This is a genomic window from Nonomuraea sp. B5E05 (genome assembly GCF_039880665.1).
Lineage (GTDB): Bacteria > Actinomycetota > Actinomycetes > Streptosporangiales > Streptosporangiaceae > Nonomuraea.
The window spans coordinates 54,430-76,087 of the sequence record NZ_JBDPMJ010000011.1; the positions used below are offsets into that span (position 1 = coordinate 54,430).

A 21,658-nucleotide genomic window follows, 5' to 3' on the forward strand; every position below is an offset into this window, starting at 1 on the left:
CTTCCATGCTCCAGCGCGACTACACGACGTCGCAGCTCGACGTGCTCGAGGCAGAGGCCATTCACATCATGCGTGAGGTGGCCGCCGAGTTCGAGCGCCCCTGTCTGCTCTTCTCCGGAGGCAAGGACTCGATCGTCATGCTCCGCATCGCGGAGAAGGCGTTCTGGCCCGCGCCCATCCCGTTCCCGCTCATGCACGTCGACACCGGCCACAACTTCGGCGAGGTCATCGAGTTCCGTGACCGCCGCACCGCCGAGCTCGGCGCGCGCCTGATCGTGGCCAGCGTGCAGGAGTCGATCGACCAGGGCAGGGTCGTCGAGCAGACGGGCCGGCGCGCTTCGCGAAACCGCCTGCAGACCACCACGCTGCTCGACGCGATCGAGGCGCACGAGTTCGACGCCGTGTTCGGCGGAGCCAGGCGCGACGAGGAGAAGGCCAGGGCCAAGGAGCGCGTGTTCTCCTTCCGCGACGACTTCGGCCAGTGGGACCCGAAGAACCAGCGCCCCGAGCTGTGGAACCTCTACAACGCCCGCATCCGCAAGGGCGAGCACATCCGCGTCTTCCCGCTGTCCAACTGGACCGAGCTCGACGTCTGGGACTACATCAGGCGCGAGGGCATCGAGATCCCCTCCATCTATTTCGCCCACACCCGCAAGGTGTTCGAGCGCGACGGCATGCTGCTGCCCGACGCCGACGTCGTCCAGCGCGGCGACGACGAGCCGCTGTTCGAGGGGGTGGTGCGCTACCGCACCGTGGGCGACATGACCTGCACGGGCGCCGTGCAGTCCACGGCCACCACGGTCGAGGAGATCATCGAGGAGATCGCGGCCACCCGGATCACCGAGCGCGGCGCCACCAGGGCCGATGACCGGTCGTCCGAGGCCGCCATGGAGGACAGAAAGAGAGAGGGCTACTTCTGATGGACATCCTTCGCTTTGCCACTGCGGGGAGCGTCGACGACGGCAAGTCCACCCTCATCGGACGGTTGCTCTACGACTCCAAGGCGATCTTCGAGGACCAGCTCGAGGCCGTCGAGCGCACCTCGCGCGACCGCGGCACCGAATACACCGACCTGTCGCTGCTGACCGACGGGCTGCGGGCCGAGCGCGAGCAGGGCATCACGATCGACGTGGCCTACCGCTATTTCGCGACGCCGCGCCGCAAGTTCATCATCGCCGACACGCCCGGGCACATCCAGTACACCCGCAACATGGTCACCGGCGCCTCCACGGCCGACCTGGCGATCATCCTCATCGACGCCCGCAAGGGGGTGCTGGAGCAGTCGCGGCGCCACGCGTTCCTGGCCTCGCTGCTGCGCGTGCCGCACCTGGTGCTCGCCGTCAACAAGATGGACCTGGTCGACTACTCGCAGGAGCGGTTCGAGGAGATCAGGGAGGAGTTCACCTCGTTCGCGTCCAAGCTGAACGTCGGCGACCTCACCTTCATCCCGATCTCCGCGCTCAACGGCGACAACGTGGTCTCCCGCTCGGAGAACATGCCCTGGTATCTCGGCACGTCGCTGCTGCACCACCTGGAGAACGTGCACATCGCCTCCGACCGCAACCTGACCGATGTGCGCTTCCCCGTCCAGTACGTGATCCGCCCGCAGCGGGCCACCGACCACGCCTTCCACGACTACCGCGGCTACGCCGGCCAGGTGGCGGGCGGCGTGCTCAAGCCGGGCGACGAGGTGATGCACCTGCCCTCCGGCCTCACCACGCGGATCGCGTCGATCGACACGTTCGACGGTCCGGTGGAGGAGGCGTTCTCGCCCATGTCGGTGACGCTGCGCTTCGAGGACGACCTCGACATCTCGCGCGGCGACATGATCGCCAGGCCCAACAACCAGCCGCACGTCGCGCAGGAGCTGGAGGCGATGATCTGCTGGATGGCCGACGGCATCAAGCTGACGCCCCGCACCAAGCTGACGATCAAGCACACCACCCGTGCGGCGCGCGCCCTGGTGCGCGACCTGCACTACCGGCTCGACGTCAACACGCTGCACCGGGACGAAGAGGCCACGTCGCTCGGCCTCAACGAGATCGGGCGGGTGTCGCTGCGGGTCACCCAGCCGCTGTTCGTGGACGACTACTCCCGCAACCGGATGACCGGCGGCTTCATCCTCGTCGACGAGGCCACGAACGGCACGGTCGCCGCCGGCATGGTCATGGACGCGCACTGAGGTAGATCTTTTGGCGAATCCGTGACCATCTGATTACGCTCCGCGCTAGGGTCTTCGCGTTCCGTGTTGGCGACGCGAAGGCCCTTTTCCGTGACCGACCACCCACCCGCCCGGGTCATCTACCTGGGAGGCCTCGGCCGTAGCGGCACCACGCTGCTGGAAAGGCTGCTGGGCGAGCTGCCTGGTGTGGTGGCGCTGGGAGAGGTGGTGCACCTCTGGGAGAGGGGCGTCCTCGCGCAGGAGCTCTGCGGGTGCGGTGCGGCCTTCCCGGCCTGCGCTTTCTGGCGTGCGGTCGGTGAGCGGGCGTTCGGTGGCTGGACCACGTCGGTGGCCGGAAGGGTCCTGACGTTGCGGCGCCGGGTCGACCGCACCCGCAGGATCCCGCGCATCGCGCATCCCGACCTGGCCGAATACGCGCGGGCGTACCAAACGCTCTACGCCGCCGCGGGCGCGCCGGTCGTGATCGACTCCAGCAAGCACGCGTCCCTGGCGTGCTGCCTGGTCGCCGCGGGCGCGGACGTGTCGATCGTCCACGTGGTCCGAGACCCGCGCGCCGTCGCCCACTCCTGGGGCAGGACCGTCGAGCGCCCCGAGGACGGGCGTCCCATGACCCGCTGGGGCCCCGCCAGAGCGGCCGTCCACTGGACGGCCCAGAACGCCGCGCTCGAACTGCTCGCCGGGCGCGGGGCGCGGGTGATCCGCGTCCGCTACGAAGACCTCGTGGCCGCGCCCGTGGCCACGCTCACCCGGCTGGCCCACGGCCTCGGCCTGGCCGCGGCGGAGCTGCCGTTCATCGACGGCTCGACCGCCTGGCTCGGCCCCTCCCACACGGCTTCCGGCAACCCGATGCGCTTCCACGTGGGGCGGGTGGAGCTACGGCGGGACGACGCCTGGGTGTCGGGGCTGGCGGGCCGCGACCGGCGCGCCGTCGACCTTCTCACCTGGCCGCTCAGAGCCCGGTACGGCTATCGGAGCGCGGCATGACCCCATCCGTCGGCGTGGTGATCCCGACCCGCGGCAATCGTCCCGCCCAGCTGCGCGAGGCCGTGGAGGCGGTCCTCGCCCAAGACCATCCCGGCGGGCTCCGCGTGGTCGTGGTGGCCGACCCCTCCGACGCCGAGCCGGCCGCCGCGGCCCGCGACGTCGCCGAGCAGGTGGCCGACGTGGCCTCTCCACGGCTGCGGGTCCTGCCCAACGTGCTCACCCCCGGGCTCCCCGGGGCGCGGAACACCGGGATCGCGGCGTGCGACACCGACCTCGTCGCGTTCTGCGACGACGACGACGTGTGGCTGCCCGGCAAGCTCGCCGCGCAGGTGCGGGCGCTGCGCGACGGCGGCGAGTTCGCCAGCTGCGGCATCGAGGTCGAATACGCCGGCCGCCGGGTGACCCGCCTCGCCGGCGCTTCGACGGTGACGGCCGGCGACCTGGTCCGTTCGCGGATGGTGATGGTGCACTCGTCGACGTTCCTGTTCGAGCGCGGCTCGTTGTGGGTGGACGAGACCGCCCCCGCCGGGCAGAACGAAGACTGGGACCTCGCCCTGCGCGCCGCCAGGCGCCGGCCGATCGTGCAGGTCGACCGTCCGCTGGTCCGGGTGCGATGGGGCGGATCCCACTACGCCACGCGCTGGGCCGACCGCATCGCCGGGCTCGACTGGATGCTCGCCCGCCACCCCGAGCTCACCGGGGACCCCCGCGGCGCGGCGCGGGTCTACGGCCAGCTCGCCTTCAGCCACGCCGCGCTCGGGCACCGCCGCGAGGCCGCTCGCTGGGCGCTGCGCGCGTTCGCGGCCCGGCTGGGCGAGCCGCGCGCGCCGATCGCGCTCGCCGTGGCGGCCGGTCTCGTCTCCGCGCCCACCGTCCTCACCGCGCTCCACCACAGGGGGCACGGCATTTGACTCCGCCCACCCCGCTGCACGCCACCGTCCCGGGCGGCCCGTCCCAAGGGGACCCCGACCCGGCCGGGCCTTCAGCCTCCTCCGGGCGGGCGCTTCCTGTTCCCGTGACACGGCTCTGTGCGGGGCCGGTGCCGTCCGTGGTGCCCGGAGCCCAGGTCCTCGGCCCGGGAGTGCGGCGGGCGGCGCGGGTGCGAGTGGGCGGGGTCGAGGTGGACGCGCTCACCGAGGACGACGTGGTCGCATGGGTGGCAGGCGAGCTGGAGGCGGGAAGGGGCGGCCGGATCGTCACCCCGAACGTCGACATCTGCAGAGCCGCCGTCGCCGATCCCGCGCTGAACGACCTGGTGTGCTCGGCGGAGCTCGTCGTGGCCGACGGCATGCCGCTGGTGTGGGCGGCCAGGCTGCAGGGCACCCCGCTGCCCCAGCGCGTCACGGGAGCCGACCTCATCTGGTCGCTCAGCCGGTGCGCCGCCCGTCACGGCTGGCCCGTCTACCTGCTCGGCGGCCCGCCCGGCGACGCACGCAGGGCCGCGACCGAGCTCACCGGCCGCTTTCCGCGACTGCGGGTATGCGGTGCCCATGGTCCGCCCTACGGCTTCGACGCGACCCCCGAGGGCAGGGAGAGCGTCCTGCGGAGGGTGGTCGCCGCACGGCCGCGGCTCGTGTTCGCCGGGCTGGGATTCCCGAGACAGGACCGGCTCATCGCCGACCTGCGGCACGAGCTGCCAGGGACGTGGTTTCTCGGGTGCGGGGCGGCGATCGGATTCGCCGCGGGGACGGTCGCCAGGGCTCCGGAGTGGATGCGGCGGGCCGGGCTGGAATGGGCGTTCCGGCTGGCCGTCGAGCCCGGCCGGCTGGCGCGCCGCTACCTGGTCGACGACCTGCCGTTCGCGGCCCGGTTGCTGGGCGGCTCGCTCATCGCACGGGTCAGGTCCGGCGCCCGGTAGCTCCCATTAGGTCGCGGTGAGGGCTCGTACGCGGGCGACATCCTCGGGGGTGAGGCCGCGGGCCGCGTCGCGCAGGGCCTGGCGGGAGTCCATGGGCCGGTACGCCGTGCGTGACAGGCCTGACCAGGCGAACCCCTTCCCAGGCGATGAAGGGCCGGTGCAGGCCCGCAGGATGCGGCGTTCGGCGGCGGGCGTCCAGGGCAGGCCTGCGTGGTCGTACAGGTCGCGGAAGCGGGGGAGCGGGTCGGCGGCCAGGGATTCGTACGACGTGATGAGGATGCCCGGCGTGCGGGCCAGGATCGAGCGGGTCGCCCGCCACAGCGCGGCGGCCTTGGCGACGCGGTCCTGCGAGCCGGCCAGGTCGCGCAGCTCCAGCAGGCCGGGGTGGTCGCGCACGAGCAGCGGCTGCTCCAGCAGCTCCTGGAAGTGGACGGTCCATCCCAGCCGCTGCCAGCTCGCCACGAACGACACCGGATCGCGCACCAGCGCGATCACCCGGCACCCCAGGCTGCGGGCGAACCATCCGGCGCTCAGCACGGCGAACGGGTCGTCCAGCAGCGCCCGCCGGCCGGCCAGCCGGCCGAGCGTGAACGCGGTGCCGTAACGGACGAGGCGGGCCAGGTCGTACGGCGAGTGGTTGGCCCGCAGCTCGGACAGCCAGCGGTAGCGCAGGGCGACCGTGTCGCGGAAGGCGGGCAGCCAGGTGGCGGCGTTGTCGTCGCAGATGTACTGGAACCGGTGGGTCACCTCGGCCCTGAGCACTCCCGGGCAGCGTCCTGGGGGGTGTTGCGGGTTGAGCGGCTCGTTGACGTAGACGAGTTCGCCGCCGGCGGCGAGCATCTTGCCGGTCCAGCTCGTGCCGCTTCTCGGCAGGCCGGTCACCAGCACGGGGACCCGGGTCACGCGGCCGCCCACGTGCGCAGGCGCAGCGCCGTCAGGGTGTGGCGCCCGAACGGGTGCAGGCCGTAGCGGCGGTGGAGCTGCCACAGGGGGAGCAGGTTCTTCACCAGGACGCCGCCCGACCAGCCGATGACCGCTCCGAGCGCTCCGTGCGAGGGGATCAGGGCCAGGTCGAGGGTCACCGTGCAGGCGATCGCGGCCAGCAGGTTGAGCAGGCTCGCGCCGGTGTGCCCGGCGGCGGTCAGCACCACGTCGACCATCCCGCAGGCCGTGGCCACCATCATCGTCCCCGCCAGCACGAGCGCCACCGGCGCCGCCTGGCCGTAGGAAGGGCCGAACAGGTGCAGCAGCCAGGGCGCCAGCGCCGCGTACCCCAGCCAGACCGGCCAGGTCATCAGCACCAGCCAGACCGTGGCGGTCTGGTAGAGCTCCCCTGCGCGCGCCTGCTCGCCCTCGGCGAGCGCCCTCACCAGCCGAGCCTGTACGGCCTGCGCCAGCCCCTGGTTGGCGAGCTGCCCGACCACCTTGAACCGGGTGGCGGCCGTGTAGACGGCGGCCTGCGCGGGCCCGCCGAGCGCGGCGACGATCACGATGTCCATCCGCTGGAACACGGCCTGGATCGCCCCCGCGACCGAGCGGGGCGCGGTGTGGCGCCACAGGTCCCGGCCCGTGCCCGAGAGGTACGGCATGCGCGGCGCCCGTCCCCGCAACGTGGTGGCGGCCAGGACCGGCAGCAGCGCGTACGGCGCCGCCCACGCGACCGGCAACCACCACACCGCCCCGGCCAGCGCCACGGCGGTCACCAGGGCGAGCTGGCACCCCGGCACCAGCACGCCGTCCAGCACCACGGTGGGCCGCATGGCCCCGAACCCCCTGGTGGCGGCCAGCAGGACGTCGCCCGCCACGATGAGCGGGATCGCCGCGGCGGGCAGGCCGAGGTGCGGGTACAGCAGCGCGCCCGCGGCGCAGGCCGCCACCACGCTGGGGAGGAGCGCCGCCCGGATATATCCCGTGATGCCGCGATACTCATAGGTTCGGGCGCGGGCGATGAAGTAGATCAGCCCGTTCCCGGCGTCCAGCTTGGCGATCCCGGCCGCCATCAGGGCCAGCGCGGTCACCGTGAAGAACGCCCCCGCCTCCGCCGCCGTGAACGCCCTCGTCACCACCACGACCAGGGCGAACTGCGCGAGCGCGCTGAACACCGCCCCCGTGACCCCGGCGACCCCACGCCGCCCCACCGAGCCGACCACTGGGCTGGTCACTGACGCCACGACGGCTCACCGCCCAGCCACCGCGCCAGCCGGGCGTCGTACGGGGCGAAGTGCTCCCGCAGCGCCCGCGCCAGATCGGGCGCCACCCGGCGCGGCAACGCCCGGCCGTTGTGCCGCTCGAACTCCGGACAGCCCAGCCGGGGCACCTCCAGGAAGTCCAGCACCCGCTCATAGACGGCCTTCGGCCGGGCGAAGAACAGGTGGCTGTCGAGCACCAGGATGCGCTCGCGCCCGAACAACGGCTCCAGCCGGTCGAGCTGGTCGGCGTAGCGGCCCCTGGCGAGGTAGGCCTGGTGGCGATGGGCGTGGTGGAGCGCGAAGGGCTCGTTCCGCAGCAGCTCCTCCGCCCCGGCCAGGCGCCGTTCCTCCAGCTCCACCGCGCGCTCGAAGTGCGACTCCGTCTCGAACCCCCTGGCCAGCTCGTGGGCGTGCGCGGAACAGGCCCGCTCCACCGGGTCGCGCACCAGCACGATGAGCTTCACGCCGGGCAGGTCGGCCGCGATGCGCTCCCCGGCCAGCGGATGGAACAGGTAGTAGGGGGATGACTCGAACGCCAGCGCCCGCGCGCCGTACCGGCGGCTGAGCAGTGCCGCGCCGGCCCGCAGCGGGAAATGCCCCTGATACCAGGACATTCCCCGCTCATAGCCGACGTCGAAGTAGTGCACCCCCTTGTGCAACACCGGCTTGAGCAGCAGCGGGTGTTGTTCCAGGGCACGGTAGAGCGAGGTGGTGCCGCACCGCTGTGCCCCCGCGATCAGGAACGACGGCACCATCCGAGCGCCCGACGTGAACCTGCCCGTGTTCCTGGACAACGACAACACCGGCGCCTTGAAGGCCTTCACGTGAGCAGCTCCTCGTGGTCGACGACCGGGCAGAGCCAGGTTTCGGGCGGCCCGAGCGGGGCGTGGCCGTCGGCCGCGTGCCTGTCGGCCAGCGCGATCAGGTAACGCAGGGCGGTCTGCCTCGCCACCGCCGCCGACACCCCCAGGGGCGCGAGCACGCGTACGGACTGTGCCAGGCAGGCCCGCGCCGCGACCGGCGGGCTCATCCTGCGCAGGGCCCGCTGGAAGAAGTGGTGCACGGCGTCGAGCCCGTAGGGCACGCCGACCTCGTAGCGCTCCCAGTCCCACACGAGCAGCCGCCCGTCGGGGGAGGGGCACATGTTCCAGGGCGCGAGGTCACCGTGCCAGGCCGGCGACGGCCCTCCGGTGGCCGCGATCTCCTTGATCGCGGCGACCCGCAGCGGCTCGCTCACCCGGCCGCGCCTGACCGGCAGCGGGGCGAGCGCCAGCACCGTGAGCCCTTTCCAGCCGCCGTGGTGCAGCACCCTGGGCGCGACCACCGTGTCCAGCGACATCCCGGCCAGCCGGCGCAGGGCGGCCGCCTCGGCGGCGACCAAATCGCGGGCACGCGGGCTGTCACCGATCTTCACGAACGCCAGCCGCCGCGCTCCCGAGCGCACCTCCAGAACGGGCTTGCGGTTGGCCCGCCGCGCGGGACGTACGTGCAGGACCGTCTCGACCGGCCGGGCGAAGACCTCGCTCAGGTGCGCCGCGATGGAGCCCTCGACCGGCACCACGACCCGCGACCCCACATGCCACCAGCGGCGCGGCGCGAGCCGGCGCGGCAGGGCCGTGTGCGGCAGCACGGTGTACGGGCGGGGCGCGCCAGGTCCGGGATACAGCAGCCGCACGGTCTCCGCGAGATAGCCGAGGCGGACGGCGGCGTCGGTCATGCGTTCCTCCACAGGATGGCGAACGAGATGAGGTACAGGCTGAGCGGCGTGACCAGCCCGTCGTAGACGAACATGTAGAGCAGCACGAGCCCCATCACGAGCACCCCGGCCAGCCCGATGGGGCTGCGGTCACGCCAGTGCCGCCGGATGGCGCCCGCGAAGAACGCCACGTAGAGCGCCGCCCCGGTGAACCCCTGCGTCATGATCAGCAGCCAGAGCTGCCCGTCGCTGCCCAGCGGCGGGTGCCCGCAGCCCGTGCACCACTGGGTCTTGCCCGTGGTGATCGTGCGGTGGTTGCCGGTCGCGTTGCGTGTGTTGCCGTAGCCGATGACCGGCGAGTGGGTGGCGGCGGCGAGCGTCGCGGTGACGGTGAAGGCCCTGATGTCGTTGGAGTGTGGGCTGTCCAGCCGCTGCGCGAACAGTGGGGCGAGCGGGCTGAGCGCGAACGCCAGCGCCGCCACGGCCACGCCTGAGCAGAGCGCGACCCGCGTGCGCCCGCCCACCCGGACGATCAGGTAGAGCACGGCCAGGCCGAGACCGATCCACAGGCCGCGGTTGAGGGAGTACACGATGGGGACGGCGGCCAGAGCGATCAGCACGACGGCGAGAGCCCTGCGCCGCCGCCCGCCGTACACCCACCAGCCGACCACGAACCAGACCAGCAGCACCGACACGTTGCTGCCCCACGCGTTGGCCCATTCGAAGGGCGCCTCGGGCCTGGGCATGGCGTAGCCGAGCACCTTCTGCGTCTGGCCGGCGGTGGGGTGGATGAGGTTCTGGACGAACGGGTTCTCGCCGATCCAGCCGGGCAGGAGCAGCTCCACCGGCGAGGTGAAGGAGAACGACGGGAACAGCACGCCGAGCAGCCCGCCCGCGACCGTGGTGACGAAGAGCGCGCCCATCATCCGCACCAGGCGCAGTTGCGGCAGCTCGCGCTCGGTCAGGTTGCCGAGGTAGAGCACCACGATGAGGATCGCCGTGTAGAGCGCCAGCCGCATGCCGTAGCCGATGATCCTGCCGGGCCCGAGCTCGCCGTAGGTGCCGGGCGGCATCTCCGCCAGCATCAGCCCGCTCACCAGATAGCCGGCCAGCAGCAGCAGCCACAGCCCGAACCCGCGCGGCACCCTGATCGGCCTGCGCCGCCAGAGGATCACCGTCATGGGAGCCGCCACGACGATCACCGCCAGGCCGCCGAACCCGAGCGCCCACCAGACCGGATAGCCGACCAGCAGCGCGGCGATGGGCCACGCGGGGCCCTTCACGCTGGTTTGCCCCTCCGCCTGGGCCGGTGCAGCGCCTGCATGCGCGTGCTCTCCGCCGGCACGCTCACTTGCAGCTCGCCGGTCGCGACGAGCTTGCCGAGCGAGGTGTGGGGGCGCGCCTCGATGAAGGGGACGAACGACGGCACCGCGTCGGTGGCGGCCACCGCGCCGATGACGGGCACGTCGTGCCGGGCGAGGCGGCGTACGGTGGACGCGACCTCGGTGGAGGTGACCCGGCGGAGCCCGACGAGCAGCAGGGCCGCGTCCGCCCTGGACAGGTCGCGCACGTCGGAGCCGTCGAGCACCGTCAGCGGCGCGCCGACCGCGAGCGGCTCGGCGGGCGAGGAGACGTAGAGGTGCGCGGGCAGCGCCTTGACCAGGAGCCGGTTGCCGGGGCACGCGGCGACCACGGCGCCTGCCAGATCGTGGGGCAGCTCGTGCTCGCCCGGTCTCGACAGATCGGCGAGAACGGGCAGGCCGGTCAGGCGCTCGATGTCGGCGGCTGTGCGCAGCCGCGTGTCGAGCCGGTCGCGGGCGTGGGCGGCGGCCGTACCGGCGAGCAGCCCGGCCATGAGCCCGGTGCCGAGGTGGAGCGGCAGGACGGGGCCGCTGGGCTCGGCCGGGGGCTCGGCCTTGCTGATGATCGCGCCGGGGGTCACCGCGACGGTCCGCAGCTCGTCGTATTTCAGCGCGAGGTTGGCGGCCTGCCGGTTGAGGACGTTCTGGCGCTGGGCGGCGATCGCGTGCTCGGCGCTGCCGCGGGGTAGCGTGTGCAGCTGTTTGATCGCCAGCTCGATCGCGGAGTTGACGTGCTTGTACTTGGCGAGGACCGTGCGCTGCTGCTCGGCCATCGCGGTCAGCGCGTTGTGGCGGCGGTGGGCGAGGTAGGCCTCGGCGTAGGCGCGGGACTGGGCTGCCGCGGCGGCGGGCTCGGCGGCGGTCACCGCGATCCACAACACGGCGGAGTTGGGCGGCACCGAGACCTCGACCTCCTCGAGCTCGGCGCCTTGCAGCGCCATGGCGGCCCGCGCGGCGACCACGGTGGACTGGGCGACCTGGGCCTCGGTGTCGAGGTTGAGCGCCTCGCGCTGGCGGTTGGTCACCTGGTTGCCCGGCTCCTGCGTGCCGACGGGCATGACGAGCACCTGCGTGGTCGCGGTGTAGGAGGCCGGCGTGATCCACAGCAGCGCGAGCCCCGCGGCGCCGCCGGCGACGACGCAGCCGACGAGGATGGCCCAGCGCCGGCGCAGCGGCGCGAGATGCTCACCCAGCTGGGCGCCGGTGCGGGGGACCTGGGGGTCCGGCGGCAGGCTCATGAGAGGCTCTCCTGGATCATGTGCGCGTCGTCATCGAACAGCGACTCTGCGTCACCGGCCGGGTGTGCGCCCACTATAGGGCCGCCCGCCTTTACCTCGGCTGAATACACAAGATTTTCTCCGGTACGGCCACAAAGAAGCCCCTCCATATATCGAAATACCTGGATAAGTCGGGCGAATTGTGGCCGTGGTGACGTGGGGAGACTTCCACACTGGCTGAAGTTCGCGGAATGTCATGGCAAGGTTCAGGTTTGACAGGCAGGGTCGTTCGACAAGGGGGGTTGGAAGGCTTTGCGGCTACGGGGCATTTCTCATAACGCGACGAACACGGCATTCACCGGCGTGATCCTGGCCGTGGCCACGACGATGGCCGCCTGCTCCACCGTTGCCGACTCCGACTCCGACGCCGGGGCGCCGGTCGCGGTCGAGAAGCCGGCGCGTGACGTCGCGGGCCCGCCCGCGTGCACGGCGACCAGCAAGCTCATCCCGTCGTGCGGCGCCTGGTGGGGCATCGCGCCCGAGATCTTCACCGGCGCCCCGGTGGAGGAGGCGCTGCGCGGCGCGGAGTCGCGCATGGACGCCGGCGCCGACGTGCTGCACGTCTACCACCGGGGCAGCGAGTTGTTCCCGACCGACGCCGAGATCAGGCTGGCCCGCGACCCGGCCAGGCCGAGGCTGCTGCTGATCAACTGGAAGCCGTCGTTCGACCACACCTGGGCCGAGATCGCCGACGGGGCGCTCGACGCCAGGATCGACCGGCTGGCCGGCCACCTCCGGCGCACCTTCCCCGAGCGGTTCTTCCTCACCCTGCACCACGAGCCGGAGAACGACGTCGACGCCTCGTCGGGCTCGGGCATGCAGGCCACCGACTACGCGGCGATGTTCCGGCACATCGTGCTGCGGCTGCGGGAGCGGGGCGTGAAGAACGCCGTCATGGTGATGACGTACATGGGGGCGCCCAACTGGGCGGCCAAGCCCTGGTTCGAGGACCTCTATCCGGGTGACGACGTGGTCGACTGGGTGGCGATGGACCCCTATGCCGACCATCGGGTCGACGACTTCGAGGGCCTGGTCAACAAGACCCGCAAGGAATATCCCGACTGGCCGGGCTTCTACCGCTGGATGCAGGCCCGCTTCCCTGGCAAGCCGGTCATGGTGGCCGAGTGGGGGGCGTTCTCGCGGCCGCTCGACCGGTCGTTCAAGCGGGCCTTCTTCGAGTCCGTACGCCGCCAGATCAAGCGTTATCCCCAGATCAAGGCGCTGATCTACTTCGACTCGCCGCAGGCGCCGCGTGGTGACACCAGCTTCGACTCCGACGAGGCGGCCGACCGCGCGTTCACCGCGCTCGCCCGCGACCCCTACTTCCGTGCCACCCCGGTGCCGCGGCCCTAGCGGGTGCCGACCTTCTCGCCCCGCGGCTGGGGAGTCTCGGTTCTGGCGCGCAGGCGCCAGCCCACGACGGTGACCACGGTGGCGGCGGCGAGGGCGCAGACGGTGACGAGGTCGTCCACGTCGAGCAGCTTGAGCGCGGAGGCGAGCAGGACGATCGCCAGCATCGCCCGGATGAGGCCGCCGGGCGCGCGCGAGGAGATCCTGGCGCCGAGATAGACGCCCGGGATCGAGCCGATGAGCAGCGACAGCGTGAGGTCCGCCTGGAAGTCCCCGAACAGCAGGTGGCCGAGCGCCGCGGAGACGACCAGCGGCACGGCCTGCACGAGGTCTGTGCCGACGAGTTGGTTGGCCTTGAGCGCCGGATAGAGCACGAGCAGGGCCACGATCATCAGCGATCCCGAGCCGACGGACGAGACGCCGACGACCAGCCCGCCTATCGTACCGACCAGTAGGGTCGGAAATGGACGCACGACGATCTCATGCGTGCTCGACGATCCACCCCGCCCGCCGAGCCACGACTTGACCGCCATGCCCGCCACGGCCAGCAACAGCGCCACACCGAGCGCGTATTTGACCGCGTCGGTGACCGCGAACGCGCGGGCCAGGAACACCCCGCAGAACGCGGCAGGCACCGAGCCCGCGCACAACCAGGCCACCAGGCGCAGGTTGACCGTGCCGGTGCGCAGATGCACCACGCCGCCGACCGGCTTCATCACGGCCGAGGCGACCAGGTCGCTGGAGACGGCGGCCAGGGGCGGGACGTTGAAGAACAACATCATCATGGGCGTCATCAGGGCCCCGCCGCCCATGCCGGTCAGGCCCACCACGATCGCGACGAGGAACGACCCGCCGATCAGCGCCAGATCTGTGCTCATCGGTCGCTCACCGGCTCCTCATTCGCTGCGCGGAGTGCCTCGTTCCTCGGCCCTCCACTCCGCTCACTGCGTCGGGTTCGCTCCCTGCTCATGGGTCGCTCACCGGCTCCTCATTCGCTGCGCGGAGTGCCTCGTTCCTCGGCCCTCCACTCCGCTCACTGCGTCGGGTTCGCTCCCTGCTCACCGGACCCAGCCTCCGGACCTCAGCGTCTCCAGGACCTGGGAGACGGCCGCCTCGATCGTGATGTGCGTGGTGTCGATCGTCAGGTCGGCGTCGTCCGGCTCTTCGTACGGGTCGGAGATGCCGGTGAACTCGGGGATGAGCCCGGCGCGGGCCTTGGCGTACAGGCCCTTGCGGTCGCGGCGCTCGCACTCCTCCAGCGGCGTGGCGACGTGTACGAGCAGGAAGTCGGCTCCTACGGACTCGACCGTCTCGCGCACCTCCGCGCGGGTCGCCGCGTAGGGGGCGATGGGCGCGCAGATGGCCAGACCGCCGTGCCGGGCGGCCTCGGCGGCGACGAAGCCGATGCGGCGGATGTTGAGGTCGCGGTCGGCCTTCGAGAAGGTCAGGCCTTTGGACAGCAGGTGGCGCACCACGTCGCCGTCGAGGTAGGTCACAGTGCGGGTGCCGAGCTCCAGCAGCGCGTCGCGCAGGCCGCGGGCGATGGTGGACTTGCCGGAGCCGGACAGCCCGGTGAAGAAGACCACGAGGCCGCGCCGGTGCGGCGGGCCGGGGATGTGCACGGGGTCGGGGCCCGCCAGGTGCTCGGTCGCGCCGTAGGCGGTGGCGACGTGCCCGCGCAGCTCCAGATCGATCTCCGGCTCGTCGCGTGGCGCCAGGGGGACGGAGACGACGAGCGTGCCCTCGGTCAGCTGGTCTCTCGCGCGCAGCGCGGCGCGTACGACGGCGGGTCCCGCCTCGCCGTACGCGAGGGGGAGCAGCAGGATCACCGCGTCGAGCTCTTTCGCGGTGGCGACGATCTCGGAGAGGTCGTCGAGTGGCCCGCGCATGGTGACGGCGAGCGTGGGCCGCCCGCCGAGCTCGGCCCGCACGTCGGACGGCGTGCGCCGCAGGCGTGCGAACGGCCCGTGCTCGGGCGTGCCGAGGCCGTGGACGGGCCCGGAGGTCAGCCCGTCGGGCTCGTGGGCGCTCACCGTCAGCCTGGCCAGCGGCAAGCCTTCGGGATCGAGCAGGGTGACCTCGTCGCCGGGCGAGACGTCAGCGGGCAGGTGGAGGGTGACGGGAGCGGGCCACGACGTGCCGTCGGCGAGCGTGCCGCGCTCACGCACGGCGTGCAGGTCGTCGTGGCCGAGGAACCCGGTCAGCGGCTCGAACGCGCCGGAGAGCAGCAGCTCGAGATCGGCCAGCTCGCGCGGGTCGGGGGTCCACTCCACGTATTCGTCATCCCAACTAATCCGATTGAATTGGTAGGAAAGAATCCTAGCGGGTGGAAACAGTGTGGCACTAGATGAGCCGGGCGAAGTGGTGCTGGGGTTTCCTGATCACCATGGTGATCTCGTCGTGGGAGGCGGGATAGCGGTCGTTGGTCAGCCTGGAGATCGCCGTGATGGCCGCGGCGCCGATGCGGCGGGAGCGCGCGGGGCCGCTGATGGTGCGCACCTCGTCGGTGATCATGAGGCCGCGGCTGAGACAGAACGCGTGCAGGCCGTCGCTCGACGTCAGCGGCTCGTAGACGGTCGGCAGCGGCCCCGGCCATCCCGGCGGGACGAGCGAGCGCCACAGCAGGCCGCGCAGCCACGACGGCGTCATCCGGTCGAGCAGGCCGTAGGCGGACCCGCGGTCGCGCATGCGCAGCAGCACCAGGCCGCCGGGGCGCAGTGACTGCAGCAGGCGGTCGAAGACCAACTCGGCGTGCCTGACCCGCTCCAGCAGGAACGACACCTGCACCACGTCGTAGGACCTGGGCGGCATGGGCACGCAGCGCAGGTCGCCCAGTGACCATGCGGCCAGGTCTCCCCGCTCCTCGAGGATCCGCCTGATGACGGGGTGGTCCTCGTCGGCTCCCGTGGCCTTGGTCTCGATGTGCTCCAGCACCAGCGGCCCGTCCTGCGCGCAGCCGGCGACCAGCACGTCGAGCCGCCTGTGCGGCTGCATCGCGCAGTGCTCGCGGACCCGCTGACCGAAAAGGTCGCCTCGCTGGGCGACGGTTCGCACCTCAGACATGTCACCTACAGTAATCAACCAATCGTTATGTGTGACGTATTTCCCTGCTAGCGTCCTGGCCCGTGAGCGATGAGGTGCCCGAGCCGGGGATCTACGTGGGCAACGCGGGCGTCGACGGCGCCGGCGACGCCGGCTGGCTCCTCGGCCATTTCAAGCCCCCGGGCGATCCGCGCCACAGCGACGAGGTCGAGATCAAGTGGGGCGTGCACCCGCCGGGCGACCGGCGGGCGGCGTGGGCCGTCGGCGAGACGCGCACCGCCCTGCTCGTCCTGATCAGCGGGCGTTTCGTGGTCGAGTTCCGCGGCCGCGACGTGGTGCTGACCGAGCCCGGCGACTACGTCGTCTGGGGCAAGGGCGTCGACCATTCGTGGCGGGCGGAGGCGGCGTCGACCGTGCTCACCGTGCGCTGGCCCTCGGTGCCCGGTTACAAGCTCGGGTGAGCCGGCGCGGCGAGTACCCTGGTGAGGAACCCCCGCGACCTGTCCCGGCCGGGGGTAGTCGTGTTGCCGCAAATGGGGCTGTGGGCGTATCTGATGAGTCTTTCCGGACTGCTTGACCTTGTTCGCGCTGAGCCGAAACTGACCGCCGCTCTCGAGGAGGGCGGCGACGTCGCGCTGGTCGCGCCGTCCGCGCTGCGTCCGTTCGGCGTGGCCGCGCTGGCGGGGCACGACCAGCGCACCGTGCTCGCCGTCACCGCGACCGGGCGTGAGGCCGAAGACCTGGCCGCGGCGCTGACCAGCCTGATCGATCCCGCGGAGCTCGGCTCGGTGGCGGTGTTCCCGGCATGGGAGACCCTGCCGCACGAGCGGCTCTCACCCCGCAGCGACACCGTCGGCCAGCGGCTCGCGGTGCTCAGGCGGCTGGCCCACCCGGTCAAGGACGACACCGCCGCCGGACCCCTCAGCGTGATCGTCGCCCCGATCAGGGCGCTGCTGCAGCCGATCGTGAAAGGGCTCGGCGACCTGGAGCCGATCAGGCTGCGCGCGGGCGACGACGCCGACCTCGACGACGTGGTCACCAGTCTCGTCGACAACGGCTACCACCGGGTCGACATGGTGGAGAAGCGGGGCGAGGTGGCCGTGCGCGGCGGGCTGCTCGACGTCTTCCCGCCGACCGAGGAACATCCGCTGCGGCTGGAGTTCTGGGGCGACACGGTCGAGGAGATCCGCTGGTTCAAGGTGGCCGACCAGCGCTCGCTCGAGGCGGCCGAGGACGGGTATCGTGCCGAAGGCGCGCCTATCGAACTCTGGGCGCCACCGTGCCGCGAGCTGCTGCTTACGGGCGAAGCCCGTGCGAGGGCCCGCGCGCTGGCCGACGAGCACCCTGCGCTGGCCGAGGTGCTCGACCAGCTCGCCGACGGCACGCCGGTGGAGGGCATGGAGGCGTTCGCGCCCGTGCTGGCCGGGGAGATGGACCTCCTGCTCGACCACCTGCCGGCCAGGTCGGCGGTGTTCGTGTGCGACCCCGAGCGCATCAGGAGCAGGGCGGAGGAGCTCGTACGCACCTCGCAGGAGTTCCTGGAGGCCTCGTGGATCAACGCGGCGGCCGGCGGCGAGGCGCCCATCGACCTGGGGGCGGCGGCGTTCCGCTCGCTGGAGGAGATCCGCACCCACGCCGACGTGCTGGGGCAGCCCTGGTGGACGATGGCGCCGTTCGGCGCCGGCGTCGAGCTGGACGCGCACGACTCCGAGGCCTACCGCGGCGACACGACCAGGGCGCTGGCCGACATCAAGGGCTGGCTGGCCGACGGCAAGGCGGTCGTGCTGCTCAGCGAGGGCCACGGCCCCGCCGAGCGCATGGTGGAGTTGCTCAAGGGCGTCGACGTGCCCGCGCGGCTGCGGGAGTTCATCGACCAGCCCCCCGAGCCCAAGGTCGTGCACGTCACGACGGGCCTGATCGAGCACGGCTTCATCACGCCGGGCCTGGCCGTGCTCACCCATCTCGACCTGGTCGGGCAGAAGGCGTCCACCAAGGACATGCGGCGGCTGCCGTCGCGGCGCCGCAACATGGTCGATCCGCTGCAGCTCAAGGTCGGCGACCACGTGGTGCACGAGCAGCACGGCGTGGGCCGCTACGTCGAGATGGTGCAGCGCACGGTCCAGGGAGCCACCCGCGAATATCTGGTCATCGAATATGCCAAGGGCGACCGCCTCTACGTGCCCACCGACCAGCTCGACGAGGTCACCCGCTATGTCGGCGGCGAGGCTCCCACGCTCAACCGCATGGGCGGCGCCGACTGGGCCAAGGCCAAGTCGCGGGCGAAGAAGGCGGTCAAGGAGATCGCCGGCGAGCTGATCAGGCTCTATTCCGCCCGCATGGCCTCGCCGGGGCACGCCTTCGGGTCGGACACGCCGTGGCAGCGGGAGATGGAGGACGCCTTCCCCTACGCCGAGACCGGCGACCAGCTGGAGGCCATCGACGAGGTCAAGCGCGACATGGAGCGCGGCGTCCCGATGGACCGGCTGATCTGCGGCGACGTCGGCTACGGCAAGACCGAGATCGCGGTGCGGGCGGTGTTCAAGGCGGTGCAGGACGGCAAGCAGGTCGCGGTGCTGGTGCCGACGACGCTGCTGGTGCAGCAGCACATGTCGACGTTCGCCGAGCGGTTCTCCAGCTTCCCCGTCGCGATCAGGGCCGTCTCGCGCTTCCAGACCGACGGTGAGGTCAAGGGCACCCTCGAAGGGCTCAGGTCCGGCGCGGTCGACGTGGTGATCGGCACGCACCGGCTGCTCAGCCCCGAGGTCAGGTTCAAGGACCTCGGGCTCATCATCATCGACGAGGAGCAGCGGTTCGGCGTCGAGCACAAGGAGGCGATGAAACACCTCCGCACGCAGGTCGACGTGCTGGCCATGTCGGCCACGCCGATCCCGCGTACGCTGGAGATGGGGCTGACCGGCATCCGCGAGATGTCGACGATCCTCACGCCGCCGGAGGAGCGGCACCCGATCCTCACGTTCGTGGGGCCGTACGAAGAGAAGCAGATCGGGGCGGCGATCAGGCGCGAGCTGATGCGCGACGGCCAGATCTTCTTCGTGCACAACCGGGTCGCCTCGATCAATCGGGTCGCCGCGCGGCTGCGCGAGCTGGTGCCCGAGGCGCGCGTCGCGGTGGCCCACGGGCAGATGAACGAGCACCAGCTCGAGAAGATCATGGTCGGCTTCTGGGAGCGCGAATACGACCTGCTCGTCTCCACCACGATCGTGGAGTCCGGGCTCGACGTGCCCAACGCCAACACGCTCATCGTCGACAGGGCCGACAACTACGGCCTGTCGCAGCTCCACCAGCTCAGAGGGCGGGTCGGGCGAGGCAGGGAGCGCGGCTACGCCTACTTCCTCTATCCCCCGGAGAAGCCGCTGACCGAGACCGCGCACGAGCGGCTCGCCACGATCTCGCAGCACACCGAGATGGGCGCGGGCATGTACGTCGCGATGAAGGACCTCGAGATCCGCGGCGCCGGCAACGTGCTCGGCGCCGAGCAGTCCGGGTTCATCGCGGGCGTCGGGTTCGACCTCTACGTACGCCTGATGGCCGAGGCCGTGCAGGAGCAGAAGGCCAAGCTGTCGGGCGCCGAGGCGCCGGAGGAGCAGCACGACGTCAAGGTCGAGCTGCCGATCAACGCCCACATCCCGCACGACTACGTCACCTCCGAGCGGCTGCGCCTGGAGGCGTACAAACGGATCGCGGCCATCGCCTCGCCCGCCGACATCGACGAGGTGCGCGACGAGCTCACCGACCGCTACGGCCGGCCGCCGATGGAGGTCGAGAACCTCCTGGAGGTGGCCAGATTCCGCATCAAGGCGCGCTCGGCCGGGCTGACGGACGTCACGCTGCAGGGCCAGAACATCAAGTTCGGCCCGGTGCGGCTGCGGGAGTCGCAGCAGGTCCGGCTCGACCGGCTCTACAAGAAGGCGATATACAAGCAGGCGGCGGAGACTCTGCTGGTCCCGGTTCCCAAGACCAAGCCGCTGGGAGGGCAGCCGCTGCGCGATCTCGACCTGCTCAAATGGTGTGGCGATCTGGTCGAGGCGATGTTCCTCGAGCCCGCACGGGTAAGCTAGCGGCGATTTACGGTCGGAAAGGGACGTACGTGAAGTCGATACGAGTGGCTGTGGCCGCCGCGGCGGCGGGCATGGCATTGACCGCCTGCTCCTCGCCCATGCAGGCCGGCGCCGCTGCCGTGGTGGGCAACGAGCGCATCTCCGCGAGCCAGCTGAACGAGGAGACAAGGGCCTACGTCGCCGCCCTGCGGAACGCCAAGCTGCCCCCGCAGCTGGAGGCCGCGCTGGCCGGCAGGAGCCTGGAAGAGGTGCTGGAGCAGGAGAGCGGCGCGCCGGCCAACCGGCGCGTGCTGCAGCGCATGGTCGAGGTCAGCGCGTACAGCCAGCTCATGGCGCGCCACAACGTGCAGGTGAGCCAGGCGGAGATCGACAAGATCATTCAGAGCCCGCTCGGGCCCGACGGCACGCAATATCCGTCCGCGGAGCTCCAGTTGCTGATCGGCCAGGGTGCCGTCGCGCCCCAGAACGCCCGCGAATACGGCCGGGCGCTGGCCGGCCTGATCAAGCTGCGGCAGCAGTTCGGCGGCCAGGGCGGGGAGGATCGGTTCAAGAAGGAACTGAGCACGGTGAAGGTCACCTTCAGCCCTCGCTTCGACACGCTCAACCCCAGGTTCGGCAAGGTCGCCGAGCAGCAGCCGCAGCAGCAGGGCTAGCCCCGTGCCGCTGATCGTCGTCACCACCTCGCCCAGGGTCGCGCCGGGCCTGCTGAGCCACCAGGCCTGGCAGGCGTTGCGCTCGGGTCCGGTGCTGACCGGCAACGCCGCGCATCCCCAGCTCCCCTACCTGGCCGAGGCCGGCGTCGAGGTCGAGGTCGTCGAGCCCGACGCGCGGGAGCTGGCCGTCAGGGCGGTCGCCGAGACGGTGGTGTGGCTGGCCGAGGACGACGAGGCCTTCATGCGGGCGGTGGGCAACGCCGCCATCGGGCTCGACGAGCCGCCGCTCATCGAGGTGGTGCCGGGGTCCTACGACCTGCCGGGGGCGCGGGTGCTCGACCTGGTCGCGGTGATGGACCGGCTGCGCACCGAGTGCCCGTGGGACCGTAAGCAGACGCACGAGTCGCTGGTGCCGTACCTCCTCGAAGAGGCCTACGAGGTGCTGGAGACGATCGAGCAGGGCGACTATCCCGCGCTCCGTGAGGAGCTCGGCGACCTGCTGCTGCAGGTGGTCTTCCACGCGCGGGTGGCCGAGGGCTTCGACATGGACGACGTCGCCGAGGGCATCGTCGGCAAGCTCGTACGCCGCCACCCCCACGTGTTCGGCTCGGTGCGGGCGGAGAGCGCCGACGAGGTGAACGACAACTGGGAGACGATCAAGGCGGCGGAGCGGGCGGCCAAGGGCAGCGAGTCGGCGCTCGACGGCGTGCCCATGGGCCAGCCGGCGTTGTCGCTCGCCGCCCAGCTCCTGCGCAGGGCCGAGCGCGCGGGGGTGCCGGAGTCGCTGTCGGCGGCCGTCGGCCAGGGAGTGGCCAGGGAGCTGTTCGACCTCGTGCGCAGGGCCGCGGAGGCCGGGCTCGACGCCGAGGCCGAGCTGCGGGCCGCCGCCCGCACCTACCGGGACCGGGTACGCACGTGGGAGTCGTCCAGCTGAGCGGGCGTACCGATAGGCTCTGATGGCATATTGCCTTTCGATTTAGGAGCGCA

Annotated in this window: 19 protein-coding genes; 10 read left to right on the top strand and 9 right to left on the bottom strand. The window is 71.6% G+C overall.

Features of this window, described 5'->3' with window-relative positions; all coding sequences use genetic code 11:
* The first annotated feature begins 5 nt into the window (after window positions 1-5).
* From cysD to ABGB01_RS21495, 5 genes are all read left to right on the top strand, one after another.
* Window positions 6-920 (top strand): sulfate adenylyltransferase subunit CysD, encoded by a 915-nt coding sequence (gene cysD / locus ABGB01_RS21475; protein ID WP_347775325.1) that lies wholly within the window; start codon window positions 6-8, stop codon window positions 918-920.
* Complete coding sequence (gene cysN / locus ABGB01_RS21480) at window positions 920-2,182, top strand: sulfate adenylyltransferase subunit CysN (RefSeq protein WP_347775326.1); 1,263 nt, start codon at window positions 920-922, stop codon at window positions 2,180-2,182. Before cysD ends, cysN begins: the two co-directional genes overlap by 1 nt.
* Before the next feature lie 90 nt (window positions 2,183-2,272).
* Window positions 2,273-3,166: a sulfotransferase gene (locus tag ABGB01_RS21485; RefSeq protein ID WP_347775327.1), complete on the top strand. Its 894-nt coding sequence runs from the start codon at window positions 2,273-2,275 to the stop codon at window positions 3,164-3,166.
* Entirely contained in the window at window positions 3,163-4,077 is a 915-nt protein-coding gene (locus ABGB01_RS21490) for a glycosyltransferase family 2 protein (RefSeq protein ID WP_347775328.1), read from the top strand. The genes ABGB01_RS21485 and ABGB01_RS21490 overlap by 4 nt, the downstream gene beginning before the upstream one ends.
* Before the next feature lie 104 nt (window positions 4,078-4,181).
* Entirely contained in the window at window positions 4,182-5,024 is an 843-nt protein-coding gene (locus ABGB01_RS21495) for a WecB/TagA/CpsF family glycosyltransferase (RefSeq protein WP_347775329.1), read from the top strand.
* A 6-nt stretch (window positions 5,025-5,030) separates the two neighbouring features.
* On the opposite strand, the gene ABGB01_RS21500 is transcribed toward ABGB01_RS21495, so the two are convergent.
* Genes ABGB01_RS21500 through ABGB01_RS21525 form a run of 6 tightly spaced genes read right to left on the bottom strand, consistent with a single transcriptional unit; the run spans window position 5,031 to window position 11,508 of the window.
* A complete protein-coding gene (locus ABGB01_RS21500; protein ID WP_347775330.1) occupies window positions 5,031-5,927 on the bottom strand; it encodes a sulfotransferase in 897 nt (298 codons plus the stop codon).
* Window positions 5,924-7,186 (bottom strand): polysaccharide biosynthesis C-terminal domain-containing protein, encoded by a 1,263-nt coding sequence (locus ABGB01_RS21505; RefSeq protein WP_347775331.1) that lies wholly within the window; start codon window positions 7,184-7,186, stop codon window positions 5,924-5,926. Before ABGB01_RS21505 ends, ABGB01_RS21500 begins: the two co-directional genes overlap by 4 nt.
* Entirely contained in the window at window positions 7,183-8,037 is an 855-nt protein-coding gene (locus ABGB01_RS21510) for a sulfotransferase domain-containing protein (RefSeq protein WP_347775332.1), read from the bottom strand. Before ABGB01_RS21510 ends, ABGB01_RS21505 begins: the two co-directional genes overlap by 4 nt.
* A complete protein-coding gene (locus tag ABGB01_RS21515) occupies window positions 8,034-8,930 on the bottom strand; it encodes a hypothetical protein (protein WP_347775333.1) in 897 nt (298 codons plus the stop codon). Before ABGB01_RS21515 ends, ABGB01_RS21510 begins: the two co-directional genes overlap by 4 nt.
* A complete protein-coding gene (locus ABGB01_RS21520) occupies window positions 8,927-10,192 on the bottom strand; it encodes a hypothetical protein (protein ID WP_347775334.1) in 1,266 nt (421 codons plus the stop codon). The genes ABGB01_RS21515 and ABGB01_RS21520 overlap by 4 nt, the downstream gene beginning before the upstream one ends.
* A complete protein-coding gene (locus ABGB01_RS21525; protein ID WP_347775335.1) occupies window positions 10,189-11,508 on the bottom strand; it encodes a Wzz/FepE/Etk N-terminal domain-containing protein in 1,320 nt (439 codons plus the stop codon). Before ABGB01_RS21525 ends, ABGB01_RS21520 begins: the two co-directional genes overlap by 4 nt.
* A 342-nt stretch (window positions 11,509-11,850) precedes the next feature.
* On the opposite strand from ABGB01_RS21525, the gene ABGB01_RS21530 reads away from it, so the two are divergent.
* Entirely contained in the window at window positions 11,851-12,900 is a 1,050-nt protein-coding gene (locus ABGB01_RS21530) for a hypothetical protein (protein ID WP_347775336.1), read from the top strand.
* Here ABGB01_RS21530 and ABGB01_RS21535 read toward each other — a convergent pair.
* The 3 genes from ABGB01_RS21535 to ABGB01_RS21545 all read right to left on the bottom strand — a co-directional run bounded on the left by ABGB01_RS21535 (window position 12,897) and on the right by ABGB01_RS21545 (window position 15,960).
* Window positions 12,897-13,775 carry a sulfite exporter TauE/SafE family protein gene (locus ABGB01_RS21535; RefSeq protein ID WP_347775337.1) on the bottom strand — a complete coding sequence of 293 codons (879 nt, stop codon included), beginning with the start codon at window positions 13,773-13,775 and terminating at the stop codon, window positions 12,897-12,899. The two genes, ABGB01_RS21530 and ABGB01_RS21535, sit on opposite strands and share 4 nt — an antisense overlap.
* Window positions 13,776-13,955: 180 nt before the next feature.
* Window positions 13,956-15,170: an adenylyl-sulfate kinase gene (cysC, locus tag ABGB01_RS21540; protein WP_347775338.1), complete on the bottom strand. Its 1,215-nt coding sequence runs from the start codon at window positions 15,168-15,170 to the stop codon at window positions 13,956-13,958.
* A gap of 70 nt (window positions 15,171-15,240) precedes the next feature.
* Window positions 15,241-15,960, bottom strand: coding sequence for a methyltransferase type 12 (locus tag ABGB01_RS21545; RefSeq protein ID WP_347775339.1), 720 nt, complete (start codon window positions 15,958-15,960; stop codon window positions 15,241-15,243).
* Window positions 15,961-16,022: 62 nt separating this feature from the next.
* Here ABGB01_RS21545 and ABGB01_RS21550 point away from each other — a divergent pair, with 62 nt between their 5' ends.
* The 4 genes from ABGB01_RS21550 to ABGB01_RS21565 all read left to right on the top strand — a co-directional run bounded on the left by ABGB01_RS21550 (window position 16,023) and on the right by ABGB01_RS21565 (window position 21,605).
* On the top strand, window positions 16,023-16,400 hold the full coding sequence (locus ABGB01_RS21550; RefSeq protein WP_347775340.1) for a signal peptidase I: 378 nt from the start codon (window positions 16,023-16,025) through the stop codon (window positions 16,398-16,400).
* A 93-nt stretch (window positions 16,401-16,493) separates the two neighbouring features.
* On the top strand, window positions 16,494-20,018 hold the full coding sequence (gene mfd / locus ABGB01_RS21555) for a transcription-repair coupling factor (RefSeq protein WP_347775341.1): 3,525 nt from the start codon (window positions 16,494-16,496) through the stop codon (window positions 20,016-20,018).
* Between the two features lie 29 nt (window positions 20,019-20,047).
* Entirely contained in the window at window positions 20,048-20,671 is a 624-nt protein-coding gene (locus tag ABGB01_RS21560; protein ID WP_347775342.1) for a hypothetical protein, read from the top strand.
* A 4-nt stretch (window positions 20,672-20,675) separates the two neighbouring features.
* Window positions 20,676-21,605, top strand: a complete 930-nt coding sequence (locus ABGB01_RS21565; RefSeq protein WP_347775343.1) for a MazG family protein — start codon at window positions 20,676-20,678, stop codon at window positions 21,603-21,605.
* Window positions 21,606-21,658 lie beyond the last annotated feature (53 nt).

Coding starts and splice junctions, on each gene's coding strand:
- cysD (WP_347775325.1), top strand. CDS start 6: ATGCTCCAGCGCGACTACACGACGTCGCAGCTCGACGTGCTCGAGGCA.
- cysN (WP_347775326.1), top strand. CDS start 920: ATGGACATCCTTCGCTTTGCCACTGCGGGGAGCGTCGACGACGGCAAG.
- ABGB01_RS21490 (WP_347775328.1), top strand. CDS start 3,163: ATGACCCCATCCGTCGGCGTGGTGATCCCGACCCGCGGCAATCGTCCC.
- ABGB01_RS21515 (WP_347775333.1), bottom strand. CDS start 8,930: ATGACCGACGCCGCCGTCCGCCTCGGCTATCTCGCGGAGACCGTGCGG.
- ABGB01_RS21525 (WP_347775335.1), bottom strand. CDS start 11,508: ATGAGCCTGCCGCCGGACCCCCAGGTCCCCCGCACCGGCGCCCAGCTG.
- ABGB01_RS21535 (WP_347775337.1), bottom strand. CDS start 13,775: ATGAGCACAGATCTGGCGCTGATCGGCGGGTCGTTCCTCGTCGCGATC.
- ABGB01_RS21545 (WP_347775339.1), bottom strand. CDS start 15,960: ATGTCTGAGGTGCGAACCGTCGCCCAGCGAGGCGACCTTTTCGGTCAG.
- mfd (WP_347775341.1), top strand. CDS start 16,494: ATGAGTCTTTCCGGACTGCTTGACCTTGTTCGCGCTGAGCCGAAACTG.